A 21,820-nucleotide genomic window follows, 5' to 3' on the forward strand; every position below is an offset into this window, starting at 1 on the left:
TGCTGACCAAAATTCACTTGAAAAAACTTTTCATCCTTTTTCTGTTTCTATTTACAGCCAATATACTGCTGGCCCAGCCCTACTATTTCAGACGGTACCAGGTAGAAAACGGATTATCGAATAACACGGCATTTTGCAGCGTACAGGATGCAAACGGATTTATGTGGTTTGGCACAAAAGATGGCCTCAACCGTTTTGATGGCTATAGCTTTAAAACCTACCGGCACGATGCCGACCAGCCCGGCAGTTTGGGTAACGATCTCATTTATGCATTGCACCATGACGATAAAACCCTGTGGGTAGGGACAAACGATGGCGTTTATCAGTACAATCCGTTAAAAGAAAGTTTTAGCTCCATTAAGGCTACTAAAGGCATGCGTATTATCGACCTTGGCAGCGATAACAAAGGAAATTTATGGGTGCTCTCATCCTTCAAAATCTATCTTTACAACAAAAAAAATAAAACCACCACCGCTTTTACCACCAATGCCCCTTTCGATGCCTCATCTGTAGCTGTACTTAAAAACGGCAGCATTTGGATCAGCACCGGTCGTGGTACGGTTGAAAAGTACAACCCGCAACTCAACAATTTTCAAAGTTTTAACATTAACGGTAAAGATAAAAAGCCCGAATATGGCTGGGTGGCCAAAATTGCCGAAACCACCAAAGGCGAGCTGTTGATCGGCACCACCAACCAGGGTATCAAACTGTTTAACCCGGTTACGCTGCAATCTAAAGATCTGCTGAGACTGAACAGCGATAAAACGCCCATATTTGTGCGCGACATTAAGCAGGTGGCCGGCCACGAATTCTGGATCGGTACCGAATCGGGCATTTATGTGTACAACGATGAAACCGGCCTGATTACCCATATTACCAAGCAGTATAACAATGATTATTCCCTAAGTGATAATGCCATTTACACCATTTGTGCCGATCGAGAGGGCGGCGTATGGACAGGCTCTTATTTTGGTGGACTCAACTATTATTCGAGCCATACCTCATTCTTTACCAAGTATTTTCCACAGGAAGGCCGCAATGCTATCAGCGGAAGTGATGTAAGGGAAATTACAAAAGATAGGGCCGGCAATTTCTGGATCGGAACAGAAGATGCAGGTTTAAACAAACTAGATAGTCAAACCGGTACCTTTAAGCATTTTCTTCCCGATGGAAAAAAAGGCAGCATTGCTTATTCCAATATCCACGGCTTGCTGGTAGATGGCGATAAACTTTGGGTTGGCACTTTTGAGCATGGGCTGGACCTCTTTGACCTGAAAAGCGAAAAGGTAATTAAACATTACCAGGCCGGTGTGGGTAATGCGCTGCGTACCAATTTTATTGTTACTTTTTGCAGAACCCGTGCCGGCGAAATTATTGTTGCCACCATTAATGGCATTTACCGTTACAACCGCAAAAAAGACGATTTTGAGCCCATACCCGATTTACCTTTTATTTTTTATGATTCGGTTATCGAAGATTATGCAGGCAATATCTGGGCTGGCAGTTTTAATGATGGCGTATATTGCTTTAATTTATCAAAACCGGGTTTTAAAAATTACCGCAACAAACCAACCGATCCAGGCAGTTTAAGCCACAATACCGTAAACAGTGTTTTCGAAGATAGCCATAAAAACATCTGGATAACTACCGATGGTGGAGGGGTTTGTAAGTTTGATGCCAAAACGCAACTGTTTAAACGATATGGCAGCAAAAACGGTTTCCCGAGTAATTACCTTTTCCGCATTGCTGAAGATACGAGCCATCAATTCTGGATCAGCAGTACACGGGGGCTTATCCACTTCGATCCGGCTACAGGCTTGAGTAAAACCTATACCAAGGCGAACGGATTGCTTACCGATCAGTTTAACTATAATTCGGCCTATCAGGATACCGATGGCCGGCTTTACTTTGGAAGCGTAAAAGGACTGGTTAGCTTCAATCCAACCAATTTTAAACCTAATTCTTACGAAACGCCTGTTTTTTTAACAGGCTTTCAGGTAAACAGCACCGAAATTGGCGTAAAAGGTGCCGATTCGGTATTAAACAAATCAATTGTGTATACCGATACCATCGATTTAAATTATGATCAGTCATCTTTCAGTATCGATTTTGCTGCTTTAAGCTACCTCTCGCCAGCCATGACCGAGTATGCCTATAAAATGACGGGGCTTTATAAAGACTGGGAATATTTAAAAACAAACAGGAAGGTTTACTTTACCAAACTGGCGCCAGGCAAATATACTTTCGAGGTAAAAGCCATGGTAGAGGGTAGCAACAAATGGAGCAACAAAAATGTCAAGTTGTTGATCAGGATAAAACCACCTTTTTACCTGAGCCCGCTGGCTTACTTTATTTACCTGATTAGTACAGCGGCCATTATTTTTTATCTGGTTCGCCGTTACCACCTTAAAATTGCACTCAAAAACAGCCGCCGCATGGAAGTTTTTGAACACGAAAAACAAAAGGAAGTGTACCAGGCCAAGATCGAATTTTTCACTAATGTAGCCCACGAAATCCGTACGCCACTTACGCTGATTATTGGCCCGATGGAGAAACTGATTAAACAGGCGCATGTGGTGCCCACAATCGAAAAGAACCTTAAAATAATGGGGCGGAATACCGACAGGCTGCTTAAATTAACCAACCAGCTGCTCGATTTCAGAAAAACCGAAACCAGCGATTTCTCGCTCAACTTTGTAAAGGCCGATATCCAGGAGATTTTGAAAGATGTGTTCCTGCAATTTCAGCACGCAGCAGAACAAGAAAATATCAACTACAGCATCAACCTGCCCGATATGCCGCTTCATGCCTATATCGATGTAGAGGCTTTTTATAAAATCATCAGCAACCTGCTCGATAATGCCATTAAATATGGAAAAACTACTGTAGAACTGGTTTTAGAACAGCCAGATGGCGAAGATAAGTTTAGGGTGCTGGTAAAAAACGATGGCAATCGTGTTCCGGTAGAGCTTAAGGATAAAATATTTGAGCCATTTTTCAGGGCCAAAGAAACCGAAATAAAAGCGGGTACAGGTATCGGGCTTTCAATCTCCAAATCGCTGGCCCAGCTGCATAGTGGCGAACTGTATTTTGATTTTAATCATAACGAATTTAATATATTTGTATTGGCGCTCCCCATCCATCAACTCATTGAATTTAACCTGAACGGAAAATGGAAGAAACTGTAACGGCGCCAGCTATAAAGGAAATAGAAAAATCGGTGGTTTTGCTGGTCGATGACAATGAAGATATCCTCGATTTCATTTCTGATGACCTGGAAGAAAAATATCAGGTACTACAGGCCCGCAACGGTGTTGAAGCTTTAGCAATTTTACAAAACGAAATTGTACAGCTCATTATCAGCGATGTAATGATGCCCGAAATGGATGGTTTCGAACTTTGCGCCAAAATTAAATCTACCCTCGAGTTTAGCCATATCCCCGTGATTTTGCTTACCGCCAAAAACACGCTGCAATCTAAAATTGAAGGTTTAGAACTTGGGGCCGATGCTTATGTAGAAAAACCGTTCTCGCCCGAATTTTTACAGGTACAGATTTCGAGCCTGATTAAAAACAGGAACAAAATCAAAGAATATTTCTCGAGCTCACCCTTATTGCACATTAAAAGCATTGCCTATTCGAAAGCCGATGAACTGTTTTTAGAGAAGCTACAGGATACCATCAATAAAAACATCCACAACCAGGATTTGGATGTGGAACACCTGGCCGAGAAAATGAACATGAGCCGGCCAACCTTATACCGTAAAATTAAATCGATTTCGAACCTGAGCCCCAACGAACTGATTAACCTGGCACGTTTAAAAAGGGCAGCAGAGTTTTTAAATGAAGGAAATTTAAAAGTATACGAGATTTCTGAAATGGTGGGCTACAGTTCACAATCGCACTTTGGCCGCAATTTTTCTAAACAGTTTGGCATGTCGCCAACCGACTATCTGAACAGTAAACTGGCCGAGAAAAAGAAATCTTAATCCAGTCATTATCAATTTGTTTTGTGGTAGTTTTTACGTAAATTGTTCTAACCAAAATATAGAAGTTATGAACATGCTTAAGAAAATCCAAAACTGGGGTGACCACCACCACCCAAAATGGTTAGACTACTTTAGAATTTTACTCGGATTGGTTTTAATTTGGAAAGGTGTTGATTTTTACATCAACATGCAGGCCTTTAGCAACCTCATGCGCGGTGCCTTTTTAGGTACAGCCATCAGCATCAGCTTACTGGCGCACTTAATTATTCTCATGCACATCATCGGCGGTATGGCCATTGCTTTAGGTACCTACACCCGCTTGTTCTGTCTCTTAAATTTACCCATCCTTATCGGCGCGGTATTCTTCATCAACATTTCGGCAGGTATTTTTAAACCCTATTCCGAATTTTGGTTTTCATCGGCCGTACTCTTCGGATTAGTCTGTTTTATGATCGAAGGAAATGGAATTTTATCTGTCGACAGGCAGAAAACCTACCCAAGTAAGGCAATTTAAAATAAAAATTACGGTTAAAACCTGCTCGAAACAGCTCATTTTAGCCCTCTAAATCATTTTTTTTAAAAAAATATCGCAGCTAACTAAATGATTAGCAGAACATAAAAAATTAATATCAATAATAAATTATAAAAGGTTTGCAGATTTGCTTCAACTTCGTACTTTTGCAGCGGAGAGCTGGCAGAGTGGTCGAATGCGGCAGTCTTGAAAACTGTTGACTGTAACAGGTCCGGGGGTTCGAATCCCTCGCTCTCCGCCCATAAGAACGAAGCCCGACGATAGTCGGGTTTTTTGTTTTCCGGACTGCAGGAAAAAATTGAGGCCTAAAATCTTATGATTCCAGGCTTTTTTTGTTTTGCTGCTCTGGCCTAAGTATGCCTCCTGCATATTGTGCACACCAAGCACTTGTACGAGAGCGATGTGGTATTTTTGCAGGCGGTATTTCCTGGAAAAACAGATGCCCCCCCCCACGGGCCTTAAATGCTTAATTAAACCATCTCAAAACGAAGTGAAGCTGGCTACCATATTTGTTTAGGGGAAAGGGAAGGTTTTAACAACTGCCCGGCAATCGAATCCGAAACCACTCTTACTTCAACATGTAGCGAATATTCTTATTAATTTGTATTTTTTATCATCAAAAAATATTAGATTAGCCATGCAATTTAATGTCTTATTTTACTCTCATTACCGATCTATTTTCAAAATTATCGTTTTACTAAACTAAATTAACAATCATGAAAAATTTATTAAAGTACCTGCTGCTTTTAAACATTGCATTGTTCTCTGTAGCTTGCCGCTCAGATAAGGATGGACTTTTAGAAGAACCGCCAATTACGGCAACCACCCAATTCTACAAAAACGCAAACGAACTCGCTGCCACCTATGATCCTTCAAACACGGTAAGCCAGACACTGAGGGATCAGGTTTACGATTTATACAAGAAACAAAAGTGGGGCGAACTGGAAACGCTATTTACAAACAACAATTTAAACGGAAAATGGCCACCTGCAAACGGAGGTTTCAATATAGTAGATGATACACCAATCACCATGGGACAGAAATACGATAGATATAGTAGTGCGATTGGAACCTACAGCGGAACAGGAGCTCCAACTTTGGGAGGAAGTTTTACAAGTCCAATCCTCAATGGATATGTTTATACCTTTGGGCAAAGAGCCTTGAACCAACCGGAAAATGCTTATGATTTTTATTATGAAATCGAAGTTTTAAATAATTCATTAAATTTCAAAGGCCAAACAGCAGATATTATTCCCTGGTTTAATCAGGTTGGTTATGGTAAGCAGACCATGTGGAAAATCCCGATAGATCCGGCGACTGGCTACCAAAAAACCTGGAATAAATTGGCCCAGGAAGGGTATATTAAAGTAACAATTAAGAAAAACCCGAGTGGAAAATACCCGGGAGCTGTGGGTGTAGTTATTGCACAATAAAATCATTTAGATGTATTCCATTTCAAAAAAAATATTCATTGAAAAACAGGTTGCTGTTTTCAAAAACACATTCACTTCTGCTGAGATCGGTAACTCAGCAGAAGTAAAATTCAAATGCTGTAACTGTGAACATGAAAATACCGTTAAAATAACACCTTATGAGTCAGGCTTTCCGATTTTTCAATTGTACAATAACGAAGAGGTTTTAGCTAAAAATGAATTGTTAAAAAATAAAATTGTCTCCGAAACCTCCATAAACTTACTTCACTTTGGAGAATTGACAGTAAATGATTTACCAACGTTGTACTTTGGAACAGATTGTCCGTCTTGTCATTCAAAATATATTTGTGTTTTCAGCTATGGAGAAAAACAGCCTGGACTGACTATACTAACCATTTCAGGCGTTTGGAAATATAACGGAATTTAAGCCTGGATAGCTCAAAAATTGCCCTGTAATTGCGAAAGCCAGGCAATGGTATGAAAACCAATCGTCGAGAACGCAGAATTACAAAAAAATATAAAGTTAAAATGCACTAATATTCTTTTAATATCTTAAAAAAATAATATTTTGAATTGTTAAATGCGCTGCTGTAATGTCACAGATTAAGCGCACTACTTAAATAGCATATGAATAAGAAAATCCTGGTAGTTGATGATGACCTCTTTATGCTTAGATCTTTGGAACTTTTGCTTTCAGATGAAGGCTACATTGTTCACCTGGTCGATAAATCATCATTGATTAAAGAATCAATCGTTGCCTTCAATCCAGATCTAATTGTGATGGACATTCGGTTAGATGATGCTGACGGAAGGGAAATTTGCGATAAAATTAAAAATTCGTGGCTTACCGCGCAAATCCCAATAATATTATTGACTGGCCTTTCACATCAAAAAATCAGTGAGTTCGATTGCCAGGCCGATGCTATTTTAGGAAAACCATGTAATTACGACACACTTCTTCATACAATTTCTGATTTGCTCAAATAATCCGTATTAATATATTGGAAGTACCCAATAAGCTCAATTTGACGAATTCGGATAGAATTTCAATTTACCATACAAACTCTTTTTTGGTCTACCTCGCTGGCACTACATGTGCTTTTTATCTTCATTACAACCTCATCCAGTTCTATTAATCCGTTACCTCCGCTATAATTTATTTACTGCACAATTTTTAATCAAATAGAAATTTAATTAAAGAAGAAGTAACCAAGGCTACGACTGGAGGGGGCAGAACGATACAGTATTATTCCGATTACTGTTAAACACATGTACTATAAATCATTAAATTCCAGGCTATTCACTTCATAAATAAAGTACAAAAAGTCGGATTTGTACAAAAAATAGTCCCATTAGGCCAAATTTTTAGGTAGCCTGCATCCCTATTTTTGAATAATTATTCCATGCTACTGCTTATGCCAGCCGATAGCGCCTAACCAAATATGAATAAAAGACAATGTTAGAACCCTATTTCAAAAATGATGACGTGTTTATTGCCCAATACAGTACCCCGCATGAAAACACGAACTACCGACCCGTAAACCAACCAATCATTGGTGATGGCCCAATGCAGTATATGGAAATTTATCGCATTAACCGCCAGTTTTATACCTACTGGAAGCACTTCCCATTCCCGGAAGAGGCAATAGCTGATTTCGTTCCATGTAATTAGGATACAATTTTGCGCTGAAAACTAAAAAGAAAACAAATAACCAAATAGCACACTGCAAATCAAACACTTACCTTATCCATTATTTTGCTCTTTTTTTGAACAAGCCAATCTGATATTTCTTTCTGCGTCCGAAATGACTTTACATCAATAAACTAACCAAATATACTACCAAACAACATTGAGGCATCTTTTTTAAGTGCAGTTCAATTTTTAAAACAAACCATGAAAAAAATTATAACAATACTTTTCATTTGCACAGTTAACTTCTTTGTTAATGCGCAGCAAAGCCCACAAAAAAACCTGCAACAGCTCCAGTCAGATTTTATTGATTTGCGTTTCGGCGTAATGATGCACTTTAATATGGGCACTTTTACAAACGAAGAGTGGGCGAAACCCGATCACGATCCCCAAATATTCAATCCTAAAAAACTAGATTGTAATCAATGGGCCAAGGCATGCAAATCGGCTGGTATGACTTACGGCATATTAACCACCAAACATCACGATGGCTTTTGCTTATGGGATTCGAAATACACAACATACGATATTGGTAATAGCCCCGCAAAGCGAGATGTAGTTGCAGAATATGTAAAAGCATTTCGCAGTCAGGGATTAAAACCTTGTTTGTATTTTTCTATTTGGGATAGGCATAACGGCATAGAAACCGGAGGAGCAAAACAGGAAGAATTTGTAATGAACCAACTCACCGAGTTACTGACCAATTATGGCGAAATTCCGCTTATTATTTTTGATGGCTGGAATTGGAAAATGGGCCATAAAGCCATTTCATACCAACGCATTTATGATCACGTTAAGAAATTGCAACCCAATTGTCTTATCAGCGAGCATAATGGGAATGGCCTTTTACAAACCGATATCATCTATTACGAGGGCCCTAAGGGAGTATATCCGCCTGGAAATAACATTTATGCCTCGCAAATGGCACTTACACTAACCAATGGATGGTTCTGGCATCCAAGTTCGCCAAAAGATGTTAAAAACATAAACTTTACACTCGACAAACTGCAAAGGGTAGTTCCATTGTATTGCAATTACATGATCAACATCGGTCCCAACAGGGACGGGCTTTTTGATGATGAAGTGGTGGCGCACCTGAAAGCAATAGGAAAAACATGGAAACCAGCCAAAAGACAACCACTGCCACAACAGCCGCCTGTTCCGAGGTCATACCTTGAGGTAAAAGGCATTACAACTTCGGCCGGCAAGGCGTTTATAGAACCCGAAGGGCCTGCTAAAACAGGATCTCCCATTGCATCCCTGCTCAATGAAAAAACAGCTTCGGTAACCCTTGATGGGGTAAGTGACTTAGTTGGCGATCGCGGTGGGTTTGCGGCATTCCAAACTTACTGGAAATTTGCTCCAGAAAAAGAGCGCTATCTGATTCTCGACTTAGGCACTGAGCAAACCATAAGCAAGTTTTACTACCTGCCAACTCAGCTAAAAGGCTATAGTGGTATTATTACCCAATACCAGTTATTGGTTTCAACAGATAACCAGAACTTTCGGGAGATTACTAGCGATAGCTGGAGAAAAACCACGGATTTAAAAATTACCAGCTTTCCGCCTGTCAAAACAAGATACATTAAACTGCAAATTTTAACATCAGTTGATGATGCAACAATAAGTGAAGTTGGCGTGGGCAACTAAGCTTATCTAAAACTCATATTCTACCTGTTAACCAACAATTAGCACGTCCCGGGCTTTAGTCCGGGGCATTTTTAAACTACAAGCCCAATATACCCGGGGCTATTTTGATAATAGCCATTGAAACGCAACTAATTTTATGAACAACAGACAATGTTTTGCGCTCGATCTTAAAGAAGATCCATTGCTTATTGCCGAATACGATTTTTGGCATAAAAGCACAAACGGATGGCCCGAAATCCGAAAAAGTATCATCGATAATAAAATACTGGATATGCAGATTTACCGTACCGGCAACCGGTTATTTATGATAATGGAAACCAGCTCCGATTTCAGCATTGAAGAAATGAACGCACAAAATGCTGCAAACCCAAAAGTACAGGAATGGGAAAAGCTAATGTGGCAATTCCAACAGCCATTGCCATGGGCCAAAGATGGAGAAAAATGGGTATCAATGACACAAATCTTTCAACTTTAACAGTATGATTCAAACCAACAAACAACAATTTGCTTTCGTTCTAATCACTTCATTATTCTTTTTATGGGGCTTCGCATTAAATCTTAATCCAATACTTATACCGCACTTAAAAAAAGCCTGCCAGTTAACCGATAGCCAATCGGCACTCATCGATTCAGCATCATACATTGCCTATTTTTTACTTGCCATCCCGGCCGGCAAGTTTATGCAGAAGTATGGCTACAAAGGTGGAATCATTGTCGGACTCCTGCTATTCGCAGCCGGCGCCTTTTTATTTTATCCGGCGGCAGTTAGCCGCCAGTACGGCTTCTTTTTGTTTGCCATTTTTGTAATAGCCAGCGGACTTACTTTTCTTGAAACCGCGGCCAATCCCTATATTACAATTCTGGGCAACCCTGCCACCGCAACACAAAGGCTCAACTTTGCGCAATCGTTTAACGGGCTTGCTGCTTTCATGGCTCCGCTACTGGGCGGCATATTCATCCTTTCGGGAAAAACATTAAGCAAAGCCCAGGAAAAGGCCATGAGCTTACCAGAGTTAAACGATTACCTCGACCACGAAGCATCATCTGTTCGACTACCCTTTATTTTAATCGGAATAGTGGTATCGCTGATCGTAATCCTATTGTGGAAAACCAGGCTCCCTGATATAAAAGAACAGGATAATGAATTAATTAAAGAAGGCAGCATATTAAAGGAGAAAAATCTGCTTATCGGTGTGATGGCGCAGTTTTTTTATGTAGGTGCGCAGGTATGCGTAAGTAGTTTTTTTATCCGCTTCTCTGAGCGTGTGGCTGGTATAGAAGAAAAATCGGCAGCTTACTTCCTCTCAGGCGCATTGCTGGGATTTATGATTGGCAGATTTGTAGGCACTGCGTTAATGCGTTTTGTAAGGCCGGCAAAATTACTGGCACTTTACAGCGTATTCAATATACTGTTACTTAGTACCGCAGCCCTTGCAACAGGTAAAACAGCCGTTTACGCCCTTATTGGCGTAGAATTTTTTATGTCGATCATGTTTCCAACTATATTTTCTCTGGCCATACTCGGTTTGGGCGGTAAAACCAAGCAGGGCTCTTCGTTATTGATCATGTCGATTGTTAGCGGCGCAATTTTCCCGGTGATAATGGGCGCCGTTTCTGATGCAAGCAATATTCAAACAGCTTACTTAGTTCCGGCAAGCTGTTTCACTGTGATTTTCTATTTCGCCATTAAAAATCTGAATGCTGGTAAAACTACACTAAGCACTTCACATTAATATAAATAAGTAATATGACATCCGATTTTCCAAAGGTAATTTTTGGTACCAGTGCCCTGGGCAACCTGTATACCGCACTTACCATCGAACAAAAAAGAGAAATTGTATACCAAATTTTCAAACATGCCCCGCGGCCGCTCATTTTTGATTCGGCCGGAAAATATGGAGCAGGGCTCGCACTCGAATCGCTGGCCGAATGTTTGGAAAGTTTGCACATAGACCCTGCAGATGTAGTAATTAGCAATAAACTGGGCTGGTACAGAACACCATTGCTAACCCAGGAGCCAACTTTCGAGCCAGGAGTATGGCGCGATTTGAAACACGATGCCGTACAAAAAATCAGTTATCAGGGAATTATCGATTGTTTTGAGCAGGGCAACACGTTATTGGGAAAATACAAACCCAAAATGGTTTCAGTGCATGATTGCGATGAATACCTGGCTACTGCACAATCACCAGAAAATGAGCAAGAGCTTTATAACGATATCATAGAAGCTTACCGCGCTTTACAAGACCTGAAAAAAGAGCATAATATTTTAATTGGTGTGGGGGCAAAAAGCTGGCAGGCAATTAAAAAAGTAGCTGAACATGTAAACCTGGATTGGGTAATGTTTGCCAATAGCATGACCATTAAAAGTCATCCGCCTGAGCTCATTAAATTTATGGAACAACTGAACCAAAAAGGGGTTAAAATCATCAATTCAGCTGTATTCCATGCCGGTTTTCTTACAGGTGGAGACTACTACGATTATAGACTGGTAAAAGATTCGGCAGAAGATTTGAAACTCATTAAATGGCGTACCGATTTCTTTGTGCTCTGTGGGCAGTTTAAAGTAAGGCCGGCATCAGCCTGTATACAGTTTGCCCTGGCAGCTCCCGGTGTTACCAGCATTGCATTAAGCACCTCGAATGCAGCCCGGATAAAAGAAAATATCAGTATGGCCGAAGAAAAAATGCCAGCTAAGTTTTGGCAGGCTATAAAAGATCAGGCATTAATTGCTGATCATGTAAAATTTATTTAATTCCACACAAATTACCAATTTATGAAAGCTTTAGTTTGTTCAGAGCCAGGCCATTTTTATTACACCAACAAAGAAAAACCAGAATTAAAAAAAGGATGGTCCATCCTTAAAATAAAAAGGATAGGTATTTGCGGCACAGATCTGCACGCTTATGAAGGTACACAACCATTTTTTAGCTATCCCCGCATTCTTGGTCACGAACTTTCCGGCGAGTTAATCGAAACAGACGGGGCACCTGGTTTTGAAATTGGAGAAAACGTAACATTTATCCCCTATTTTAATTGTGGCAGGTGCATTGCATGCCGGAACAATAAGCCGAACTGCTGTACCCGTATGAAAGTTTGCGGAGTTCACATTGACGGTGGTATGGCCGAATACCTGCTTGTACCATCTTCTTCCCTATTACATGGCGAAGGCCTCAGTTATGATGAACTGGCCCTGGTAGAACCTTTGGCCATTGGTGCGCACGGGGTGCGAAGGGCTAACATTAGCCATGGCGAATTTGTACTGGTAATTGGCGCAGGCCCTATCGGATTGGGAACCATAGCTTTTGCGCGTATTGCCGGAGCCAGGGTAATTGTACTGGATATTAACAACGACCGTTTACGGTTTTGCAGAACGGAGTTTAAAATTGAGCATACCATCAATGCCCTCAGTGATGATGTAACCGAAGTCTTAATGAAAATTACAAATGGTGATATGCCTACTGTGGTAATTGATGCAACAGGAAATCAGAAAGCCATTAACGGCGCCTTTCAGTACATGGCTCATGGCGCCCGCTTTGTGATGATTGGTTTGCAAAAAGGCGATATCTCTTTTGCTCACCCTGAATTTCATAAGCGCGAAGCCACTTTAATGAGCAGCCGCAATGCTACCCGCACAGATTTTGAACAGGTAATTGAGGCCATGAAAAACGGCCTGGTAAATCCGAAAACATACATCACCCACCGCACAAAATTCAGTGAGGTGGAGCATGAATTTGAAAGCTGGCTTGACCCTAAAAATGGAGTAATTAAAGTGATGATTGAAATGGATTGATGAATAGATTTGCCACATTTGTAACAACCAGTAGAACAACCACATTATACAGTTTTAATGGTATTATGATTGCGTCAATACACAACCTCATTAACCGAAAGATTTAAAAATATAGACAATGTTAGTCGCTAATAATTTTAAAACAATCTACCATCACCATACAGAAACCGCTTTCGAAAGTAAACCACAAAACCCTTTATAAAAAACCTGTCAGGTAAAACATGTTTTACCTGACAGGTTTTGAATTTAGCCTGTAAAAAGAGAACTCTTTCAGTTCACTCCTTTTTAGGCGCACTTTTTCTTAAGCTTAAAAATAAATGGCTATAGCTTAATCACCTTTACAACCTTTCTTTCAGTACCCTGACGTACCTCTACTAGATACACACCGGCAGGAAGTTCTGAACCAAAAGTTAGCTGATCAGTTGCTGCTATTTTAGCTTCTTTAACCAATTGCTGTGCAATATTGTACACTCTATATTGCAATGCCTCGTTACTAGGACTTTCTACCTGCACTTTAAACCCGGTTGTACTTGGATTTGGCCAGGCGGTAATTTTTAATCCCAACAACGAACCAATCGTATTGCTGATCTCGTCGCTTAGCGAAAACTCACCCATGCTCGCTGCACTGGCTTCCTTATTCAACAATAATTCTGGCTTATTGCTGGCAGCCTCGCGCGAATTAAAGGTAACCAGGTTACCCGATCCTTTTGCGCCTTGATTAACCAGCTTAATAGAAACAATTTTTTTACCCAAAGCCAACTGACTATTGATATACGCAGTTACATCCAGTTCGTACCATGCACGCGCTGTATTGTTAACAGTATAGCTACCCAGCGATGTACCGCTTTCTGTCGGCTTGTTATTCCAGGTAATGTTGTTTTCGCCCCATGTTGTATTTGACAGGCCAAATACCGATACAATTCTCGATGCATTGGCATCCACACGCGAAGCATATACCCTGATTTTTGCACTGTTTACTGCTGTCCCAGCAAATGTACTGTAATCGAAACGGAGATAAGATTCTCTTAAAAACGACCAGTTATCACTGCTCACGTCCAGATTTTTTGAGTTCCCGCTATTGGCGTTTGCAAAAATGCCATCGCGCACAAACGCATCGGCTACCGGATTAACGGCCAAAGCTTGTGCTACATTTACCTTCACATTAACTGTTGAAGATGTGGCAACCCTGCCTAAATTATCGGTTGCTTTTGTCGTAAGCGTGTACATGCCTGGTGAAACATTATTCCACACCACAGCATAGGGTGCCGTTGTAGATTGGCCCAATAATACTGAACCCTGATAGAATTCTACTTTAACAATTGTACCGGTAGTACTGGCATTAACGGTAATATTCGAATTTGCCGCAAACGAAGTGTTGTTTAACGGAGCGGTAATTGACACTGTCGGAGCAGCACTAACCGTAACATTTACAACTACTGATAAGGTTGTTCCTCCATTATTATCGGTTGCCTTTGCCGTAAGTGCATAGGTTCCAACAGGAGGATTGTTCCATACGAAACTATAAGGAGCAATAGTTGACTGACCTAAAAGCGTACTGCCCTGATAAAACTCTACTTTGGCTATTGTTCCGTCAGTATCAGCAGCATTGGCGCCAATAGTAACGTTTGTTCCTGCGTTAAATACCGCATTGTTTGCCGGCGAACTGATGGTTACCGTTGGCAAGGTATTTATGGTAACCATAACAATATCTGATACTGTGGTACCCCCGTTATTATCGGTTACTTTAGCAGTAAGGTTGTAGTTTCCTGAAGCAGGATTATTCCAGCTAAAGCTATAAGGTGCAGTAGTTGACTGCCCCAGTAAGTTAGCCCCCTCATAGAATTCTACTTTGCTAATTGTTCCGTCGGTATCAGTAGCATTGGCATTTATGGTAAGGTTAGACCCTGCTGTAAATACCGCATTGTTTGCCGGCGAACTGATGGCTACCGTTGGCAAGGTATTTATCGTAACCATAACAATACCTGATACCGTGGTACCCCCGTTATTATCGGTTACTTTAGCAGTAAGGTTGTAGTTTCCTGAAGCAGGATTATTCCAGCTAAAGCTATAAGGTGCAGTAGTTGACTGCCCCAATAAGTTAGCCCCCTCATAAAACTCTACTTTGCTAATTGTTCCGTCGGTATCGGTAGCATTGGCATTTATGGTAAGGTTAGACCCCGCTGTAAATACCGTATTGTTTGCAGACGAACTGATGGCTACCGTTGGCAAGGTATTTATGGTAACCATAACAATACCTGATACTGTGGCACCTCCGTTATTATCTGTTGCCTTTGCGGTAAGGTTGTAGCTTCCGGCAACAGGATTATTCCAGCTAAAGCTATAAGGCGCAGTGATTGACTTGCCCAATAAGGTGCTACCCTGGTAAAACTCTACCTTGCTAATGGTTCCATCGCTATCAGTAGCATCAGCATTTATGATAAGGTTAGACCCTGCTGTAATTACCGCATTGCTTGCCGGCGAACTGATGGCTACCGTTGGTACTGCATTTACCTTAATCCTAATCGTATCTGCTACAGCTGTTGCTCCGTTATTGTCTGTTGCCTTTGCCGTAATGTTGTAATATCTCGGAGCAGGATTATTCCAGATAAAGTTATAAGGCGCAGTGGTTGATTGCCCCAATAAAGTACTACCCTCGTAAAACTCTACTTTAGTAATGGTTCCGTCGGGATCGGTAGCATTGGCTTTTATGATAAGGTTAGCCCCTGTAAATGTCGAGTTTCTTACTGGCGAAGTGATGGCTACCACTGGTACGGCATTGATCTTAATCCTAACCGAATCTGCTACAGCTGTTCCGCCGTTATTGTCTGTTGCCTTTGCCGTGATGTTGTAGTATCTCGGTGTCGGATTATTCCAGGTAAAACTATATGGCGCAGTGGTTGATTGCCCCAACAAAGTACTACCCTCGTAAAACTCTACCTTGCTGATGGTTCCGTCGGCATCAGCTACGTTGGCATCAATAGTAACACCCGTACCGGCCGTAAACGCTGCATTGCCTGCAGGTGAACTAATGGCTATCGTTGGCAAGGTATTAATAATCACCTTAACCGTATCCGATACAATTGTTCCGCCGTTATTATCGGTTGCTTTGGCAGTAAGGTTGTAATTTCCGGCAGCAGGGTTATTCCAGATAAAGCTATATGGCGCAGTGGTTGATTGCCCCAATAAGGTGTTGCCCTGATAAAATTCTACTTTACTGATTGTTCCGTCGGTATCAGCTGCATTGGCATCAATAGTAACATTCGTACCGGCCGTAAATACCCCATTGTTTGCTGGCGAACTAATGGCTACGGTTGGCAAGGTATTTATAGTCACCTTAACCGTATCCGATACAATTGTTCCGCCGTTATTATCGGTTGCTTTGGCAGTAAGATTGTAATTTCCGGCAGTAGGGTTATTCCAGTTAAAGCTATATGGCGCAGTGGTTGATTGACCCAATAATGTGCTGCCCTGATAAAATTCTACTTTACTAATTGTTCCGTCGGTATCTGTTGCATTGGCATCAATAGTTACATTTGTACCGGCCGAAAATACCCCGTTGTCTGCTGGCGAACTAATGGCTACGGTTGGCAAGGTATTTATAATCACCTTAACTGTGTCTGATACCTTTGTTCCGCCGTTATTATCGGTTGCTTTGGCAGTAAGGTTGTAATTTCCAGCAGCAGGATTATTCCAGGTAAAGCTATATGGCGCAGTGGTTGACTGGCCCAATAAAGTACTACCCTGATAAAACTCTACTTTGCTAATTGTACCATCAGTATCGGCAGCATTGGCGTTAATGGCAACATTGGTACCTACTGTAACTACTGCATCGTTAACCGGCGAAGTAATTGATACCGTTGGTAGCAGGTTAGCAACATCAACCGCCGGATAAACCAATTTTCTTGAACCATCGTATCCAATCGCATAAACACTTGTAGAGCCTGTACCATATTGAACCGTTGTGGTTGCATTTGCTGTAGTTGCTTCTCCGGCACCATAAATAGCCACATCGGTAAGTACTTTTTGATTATAGGTTTCGAAGGCTACTGCATTGGCCCATTTCGTATTATCAATTTTTAATGTATTGGCATTAACCGTTACACCAACCGTTGTAGCCGCGGTAGTCGCCAATGGCGTGCGGTTTTTAAATGTATTTATCGTATTTGCCGAAATATAATTTAGAACTGGTGATACTGGCTTCGGATATCCTTTAGCCTGTACAGCAGCAATTAATGCATCGATTTGTGCCTGTGTAATGGTTAACCGCTTTACAGAATAATCGTCTATATCCAGGTCAATAGGCAACAAATAACCGCTTTTAACAAAAAAATCGGTCAGGTCTTCATGAACGGCATCGCAGGTGGCGCTTACAAAATTGAGTAATAACTGGCCCTCGCTTAGTCCGGTTTGGCTGGTTGTTCGCATTTTCTCCAATACATCTCCATACCAAAATGCCACATCTGGTTGCCCAACCGGAGCTGGCGTACCCGATAAGCGTTGCTGCATGGTAGGCAGGTTTTTCCCGGCACCGGCAAGCTGGTAATACACTTCCAATTGCCATAAAGGCACCAATCTTAAAAACACGTCACCTTGTGCTTCCATGTGCTTTTTCTGTACCAGACAATTATCAAACAACGATCCGTAACGGCCACCATATAAACTTGCAGCCCCTGCTTTAGGCACGTCGTTACCTTTTTCAAGTCTTGTTGTATTTAAATAGTTGGTGCTATAGAGATATTGTATCCATGCCGAATTCACATTGTTGGTTACCTCGGTCATGCCAATCCACTTAGCGCCCGGCCTAACCTGGTTATTATGGCCAAACTCGTGTGCAATGCCCCATGGATCTTTAAAAACCCCGGTAGGGCTTGCCAGGTTAGCACCATTTCCGCCAACGCCTATCGGATAATTTACGCCGTCGCCACCTGCATTGGGGTTTCCATCGCCAGTTATCGACCTAAAAAACATGTGATTTTTAGGTACCCGGTTATATTTGGTAAGGCCATTTAGGGTGTACTCATTATGCACAATGGTATCGTAAGCTACAACCAGTGCTTTACCGCTCGATGCTGAATTACCGAGCAGTATATTTTTGTTGAGGTTTAAATTAACATAGGTTCCTTTAATATCCAGTTTCGAATATACTCCGTTAAGCAACATCTGTGTCCATTGATCGTTGGTATCGGTTAAAGGATTGTAATAGCCGTTTACCTGACCGGTGGTAATGTTAATCTGTATAGGTTGCAGATTTGGGTTATCGCTAAAATAACCAATGTAGGCTAGTCCATCATGTAGCACGTTAACAATGTTTACCCCTTTTTTCAATGGATAGCTATCTGTAGTGGCGCTATAATCAAGCCCAAAATCTTTAACAATTAATTGTGGATTTACGCCATAGGTATCGCCAACAAAAACAATGGCCTTGGTATTTGCCTTAAAAGCAATTCCGGTTGGGTTTTCAACCCTGTTTAAGCCGTTTGTTTTTAATATACCTTCTACAGTGCCTGGATTTGGATAAAAATCGTAGCTCTGCACGCGGTATTTCCTGTTATAACTGTTGTTAAAAATACATTGGGCCAAAGATTTAAAAAATGGCGAAGCAATGGCATCAATATCGGTTTGGTTAACGCCGGGTTTTAAGGTAGTATGCAAATCGTCGGCAAAAATGTTGGTGTACAAATTGCCTGCCGTGTTTTTCTGAAAGAACTGCATTTCGGCACAACTGGCAAAATTATTTTTACCCGTAAGTACTTTCACCACAATTTGGGTAACATTGGTTAATGCTGCAGGAAAACTGATTTGATATGCCGCTGAACTAAAGCCCGTATCAAAATTCATCAGTTTGGTTAAGGTAGTTTGTGTAGTGGTTTTATACCAGATTTCGCCGGTACCAAAAATACCATTTACACCGCCATCTTGCCTGGGTATGTAATTAATATAATCGATAGTTGGATTGGTGGTAAAATTATAGGTTAAACTCATCGGAAATCCGCCACCGGCATAGTTAGAATGATATAATGTAGCCGTGTTGTTGTCGTAAGTACGTGTAATATCCTCCCCGCCATTTGCCGCAGGGCTTACACTGGCACTTGAAATACCTAGTTTAACATCAGTATAAGTTGTAAAATCTTCTGCTATTGGATTGTCACAATCTATCGGTTGAACAAATGTCCCCGTTTCGGCTGAGCTAAAATTGATTTCAGCACAACTCGAAAAATTGCCTCCTGCTGCCCTGATCACAAAGCGCACAATGTAGGGTTTTGCAATGGGGCTGGCCGTCATGTCGATTGTTTTTACTGCATTGGTTTGAGCCCAACTGATATTACTCAGCTTGTTTACAAAAACTGAAGGCGCATCTACCGTAGCATAATAAACATCTACTGTGGTCCAGATACCATTTGGCCCGGACTGCCGTGGTGTATAATCTACTTTGTTAATACTTTTTACACCGGTAAAATAAAAATCAACCGTATCTGGCATCGCATTTAACGACCAGTTAGAGTGGTACATGGTGGTCAGATTGCCATCATAGGCTTTCGAAATTTCGCTACCACTTTGCGATGGCCGTTTTGAAGCGGCGGCAGTAATGGTGACCGGGTTTTGGGCGTTTGCAATTGCACAGAGCAATAACATCGCGAGAAAAGTGAGTAATCGTTTTTGCATTTGGTTGGGTTTAAATTAAACAATAAGGAATTTATGCGTGCTTTTCAACCAAAGTCAAATTGGCCTGTTGGTTTAAAGCGGTTGGTTTATTTTTATTTCCCCCTTCTGGGAAGAAAATTTACGGCAAGGCCAAACCTTAGTGTGTTGGCCAGTGGATTACTTCTTTCGGAAGTTACCAGGTAAGACATATCGATGCTGTAGATCTGATATTTAAAACCAGCACCCAGAGTAAAATAACTGCCATCGCCTTTTTGCGCATCCTGATAGTTGTAGCCTGCGCGAAATACGGCCATATTTCTAAATAGTAATTCGAGCCCTGTTGAAAAACCAATTTCTTTCAGTTCTTCATTAATACCGCCCGGTGCATCATTAAAAGATCCGAAAATCCCTGCAGGAACAGACCTGTTAGGATCTCTCCCACTAATAATCTTCCCATCGGCCGAATAAAGGGGTTGGGTAGGTATCAATAGTTTATTTACATCTAAGGCAAGGGTTAGTTTGCTTTCATTTCCAACAAAAGCAACAGCAGAACCCAGTTTGAGCTCAGTAGGTAAGAAATATTGCTGCCCGGTATTGCTATAGCTCATTTTTGTGCCGATGTTGGATACATTTACCCCTACCGACCAATTTGCCGGCCCGCCAAACATCATCGCCTCTGTTCTGTATATTCCGGATATATCGGCAGCCAAAGCCCTTCCAGGTCCTGTTTGCATGCCTGAAGTGGTTATCCCGGTAAATAGGCTGCTGTTGATGAAACGGATACTTCCACCGAGTGCAAATTCTTTTCCAAAACTCCGTGCATAAGTAATATCAACTGCCAGCTCAGTTGGGCGTGCAGTTCCAAGTTCAAGCGAGTTATCATCAGTAAGGTTAACCGAACCCATAGAAAAGTATCGCAAAGAAGCTCCTATAGTATTGCGTCCATCCAGGTTCAAATAACCACTTAAATAAGAAAGGTTCATATCGGGTACCAGATTCCGCATCCAGGGCGTATAGGTTAGCCCTATTCCAGTCGATCCCTCGGGCAGGTAAGCCATTGATGCAGCATTAATGGCCGCCGAATGGGCATCGGCCTCTACCGCTACCCCTGCGTTTCCCATACCACCAATGCGGGCACCGGGCGTAATCCGTAAAAAGGGAGCCGCAGCAATCAGGCTATTGGTTCTGCTTCCATTAATATCCCCTCCCTGCTGGGCAGCTACATCTGTAACAACTAAGGCAATTAAGGTCAAAAGAAAAAATATTCTGTTCATTGTATAAGGGTTATGCATAAAAATCTTCAATTCTTTATGATCAAAAAATAACTATCATTTCCAGCGCACTTAATCCCCGATGCTGTACCAGTCATATCTTTCTAATTGGATATTACGCTTTACCGATTATCTTTTGCTGAACGGCCTGTAGCAAGTGGAACTGCCAATTTTGGGCAATACTCTATTACCCCGTTATTTCAACAGAACCATTGCATTCAAGATGTTACATCTTGCAAAATTTGTTAATAGTTTACCTGGTTATCACAACCAGTTAATTGGTTTGGTTAGCTTGTAATTTTTTTGTTAGGATGATTGGTTTGGATCTTAGTTAGAGACCTTACTCAAAGCTAATTACATTTGCTTCAAGTCAATGGAAAAAGACAGCACAAACGTTTGTTTAGCAGCAAATTGCCTGTAACAAGGCATTTAAGTCCTATAAATACTATAGATTATATCTCATATCTACCTTAAAACTTTAAAGAATGATATAATGCGATAGTCCAAAAAGGGAAAATTAATAAAGCCTATACAACATTGTCAAAATCTGTGGGTTAGCCAACAATTCACTGGGTTATTTACCAAACATATTAAGAATGTAAATTTATTATTACAGAAACAAGAGATGATCGAAATAAACAGCAGGTAAAAAACATAAAATTCAATCGATTTTGGAGCATTGAAAATAATTATTTTAAAACAGCAACTAAAGCAGTAAATCAAACGCAAACGTTTGTGCTTAATTATTGAGGATAAGTTATCCTGTATTATAAACAAAAGTCAGCAATCACTGTCATCCTCGTTAGTCGGGATTTGCAATT

The 21,820-nt window shown here is 41.1% G+C and carries 14 protein-coding genes and 1 tRNA gene; 13 read left to right on the top strand and 2 right to left on the bottom strand.

The features are described from left to right. Positions 1-17 precede the first annotated feature (17 nt). The 13 genes from DBR40_RS22135 (at position 18) to DBR40_RS22195 (ending at position 13,086) form a co-directional block, all read left to right on the top strand. Positions 18-3,188: a two-component regulator propeller domain-containing protein gene (locus tag DBR40_RS22135; RefSeq protein WP_158674113.1), complete on the top strand. Its 3,171-nt coding sequence runs from the start codon at positions 18-20 to the stop codon at positions 3,186-3,188. Further along, positions 3,173-3,988, top strand: a complete 816-nt coding sequence (locus DBR40_RS22140) for a response regulator (RefSeq protein WP_124561911.1) — start codon at positions 3,173-3,175, stop codon at positions 3,986-3,988. Before DBR40_RS22135 ends, DBR40_RS22140 begins: the two co-directional genes overlap by 16 nt. A gap of 73 nt (positions 3,989-4,061) precedes the next feature. Then, complete coding sequence (locus tag DBR40_RS22145; protein ID WP_233603958.1) at positions 4,062-4,502, top strand: DoxX family protein; 441 nt, start codon at positions 4,062-4,064, stop codon at positions 4,500-4,502. 171 nt (positions 4,503-4,673) lie between these two features. Continuing rightward, a tRNA-Ser gene (locus DBR40_RS22150) sits at positions 4,674-4,758 on the top strand. A 478-nt stretch (positions 4,759-5,236) separates the two neighbouring features. Next, complete coding sequence (locus tag DBR40_RS22155; protein ID WP_124561913.1) at positions 5,237-5,953, top strand: glycohydrolase toxin TNT-related protein; 717 nt, start codon at positions 5,237-5,239, stop codon at positions 5,951-5,953. Between the two features lie 10 nt (positions 5,954-5,963). Next, a complete protein-coding gene (locus tag DBR40_RS22160) occupies positions 5,964-6,380 on the top strand; it encodes a hypothetical protein (protein WP_124561914.1) in 417 nt (138 codons plus the stop codon). 200 nt (positions 6,381-6,580) lie between these two features. Further along, positions 6,581-6,940 (top strand): PleD family two-component system response regulator, encoded by a 360-nt coding sequence (locus tag DBR40_RS22165; RefSeq protein WP_124561915.1) that lies wholly within the window; start codon positions 6,581-6,583, stop codon positions 6,938-6,940. A gap of 469 nt (positions 6,941-7,409) precedes the next feature. Further along, a complete protein-coding gene (locus tag DBR40_RS22170) occupies positions 7,410-7,625 on the top strand; it encodes a hypothetical protein (protein ID WP_124561916.1) in 216 nt (71 codons plus the stop codon). A 222-nt stretch (positions 7,626-7,847) separates the two neighbouring features. Next, a complete protein-coding gene (locus tag DBR40_RS22175; RefSeq protein WP_124561917.1) occupies positions 7,848-9,293 on the top strand; it encodes an alpha-L-fucosidase in 1,446 nt (481 codons plus the stop codon). A gap of 136 nt (positions 9,294-9,429) precedes the next feature. Then, positions 9,430-9,768 carry an L-rhamnose mutarotase gene (locus tag DBR40_RS22180; protein WP_124561918.1) on the top strand — a complete coding sequence of 113 codons (339 nt, stop codon included), beginning with the start codon at positions 9,430-9,432 and terminating at the stop codon, positions 9,766-9,768. A 4-nt stretch (positions 9,769-9,772) separates the two neighbouring features. Further along, complete coding sequence (fucP, locus tag DBR40_RS22185) at positions 9,773-11,026, top strand: L-fucose:H+ symporter permease (RefSeq protein ID WP_124561919.1); 1,254 nt, start codon at positions 9,773-9,775, stop codon at positions 11,024-11,026. 14 nt (positions 11,027-11,040) lie between these two features. Continuing rightward, positions 11,041-12,048 carry an aldo/keto reductase gene (locus tag DBR40_RS22190; RefSeq protein WP_124561920.1) on the top strand — a complete coding sequence of 336 codons (1,008 nt, stop codon included), beginning with the start codon at positions 11,041-11,043 and terminating at the stop codon, positions 12,046-12,048. A gap of 21 nt (positions 12,049-12,069) precedes the next feature. Continuing rightward, entirely contained in the window at positions 12,070-13,086 is a 1,017-nt protein-coding gene (locus tag DBR40_RS22195; protein ID WP_124561921.1) for a zinc-binding alcohol dehydrogenase family protein, read from the top strand. Between the two features lie 321 nt (positions 13,087-13,407). Here the strand turns inward: DBR40_RS22195 and DBR40_RS22200 are convergent, their stop codons facing one another. Continuing rightward, a complete protein-coding gene (locus DBR40_RS22200; RefSeq protein ID WP_124561922.1) occupies positions 13,408-19,749 on the bottom strand; it encodes an Ig-like domain-containing protein in 6,342 nt (2,113 codons plus the stop codon). A 92-nt stretch (positions 19,750-19,841) separates the two neighbouring features. Continuing rightward, positions 19,842-21,002 (bottom strand): type IX secretion system outer membrane channel protein PorV, encoded by a 1,161-nt coding sequence (gene porV / locus DBR40_RS22205; RefSeq protein ID WP_124561923.1) that lies wholly within the window; start codon positions 21,000-21,002, stop codon positions 19,842-19,844. Between the last annotated feature and the right edge of the window lie 818 nt (positions 21,003-21,820).

The organism is Pedobacter sp. KBW01, from assembly GCF_003852395.1.
GTDB lineage: Bacteria > Bacteroidota > Bacteroidia > Sphingobacteriales > Sphingobacteriaceae > Pedobacter.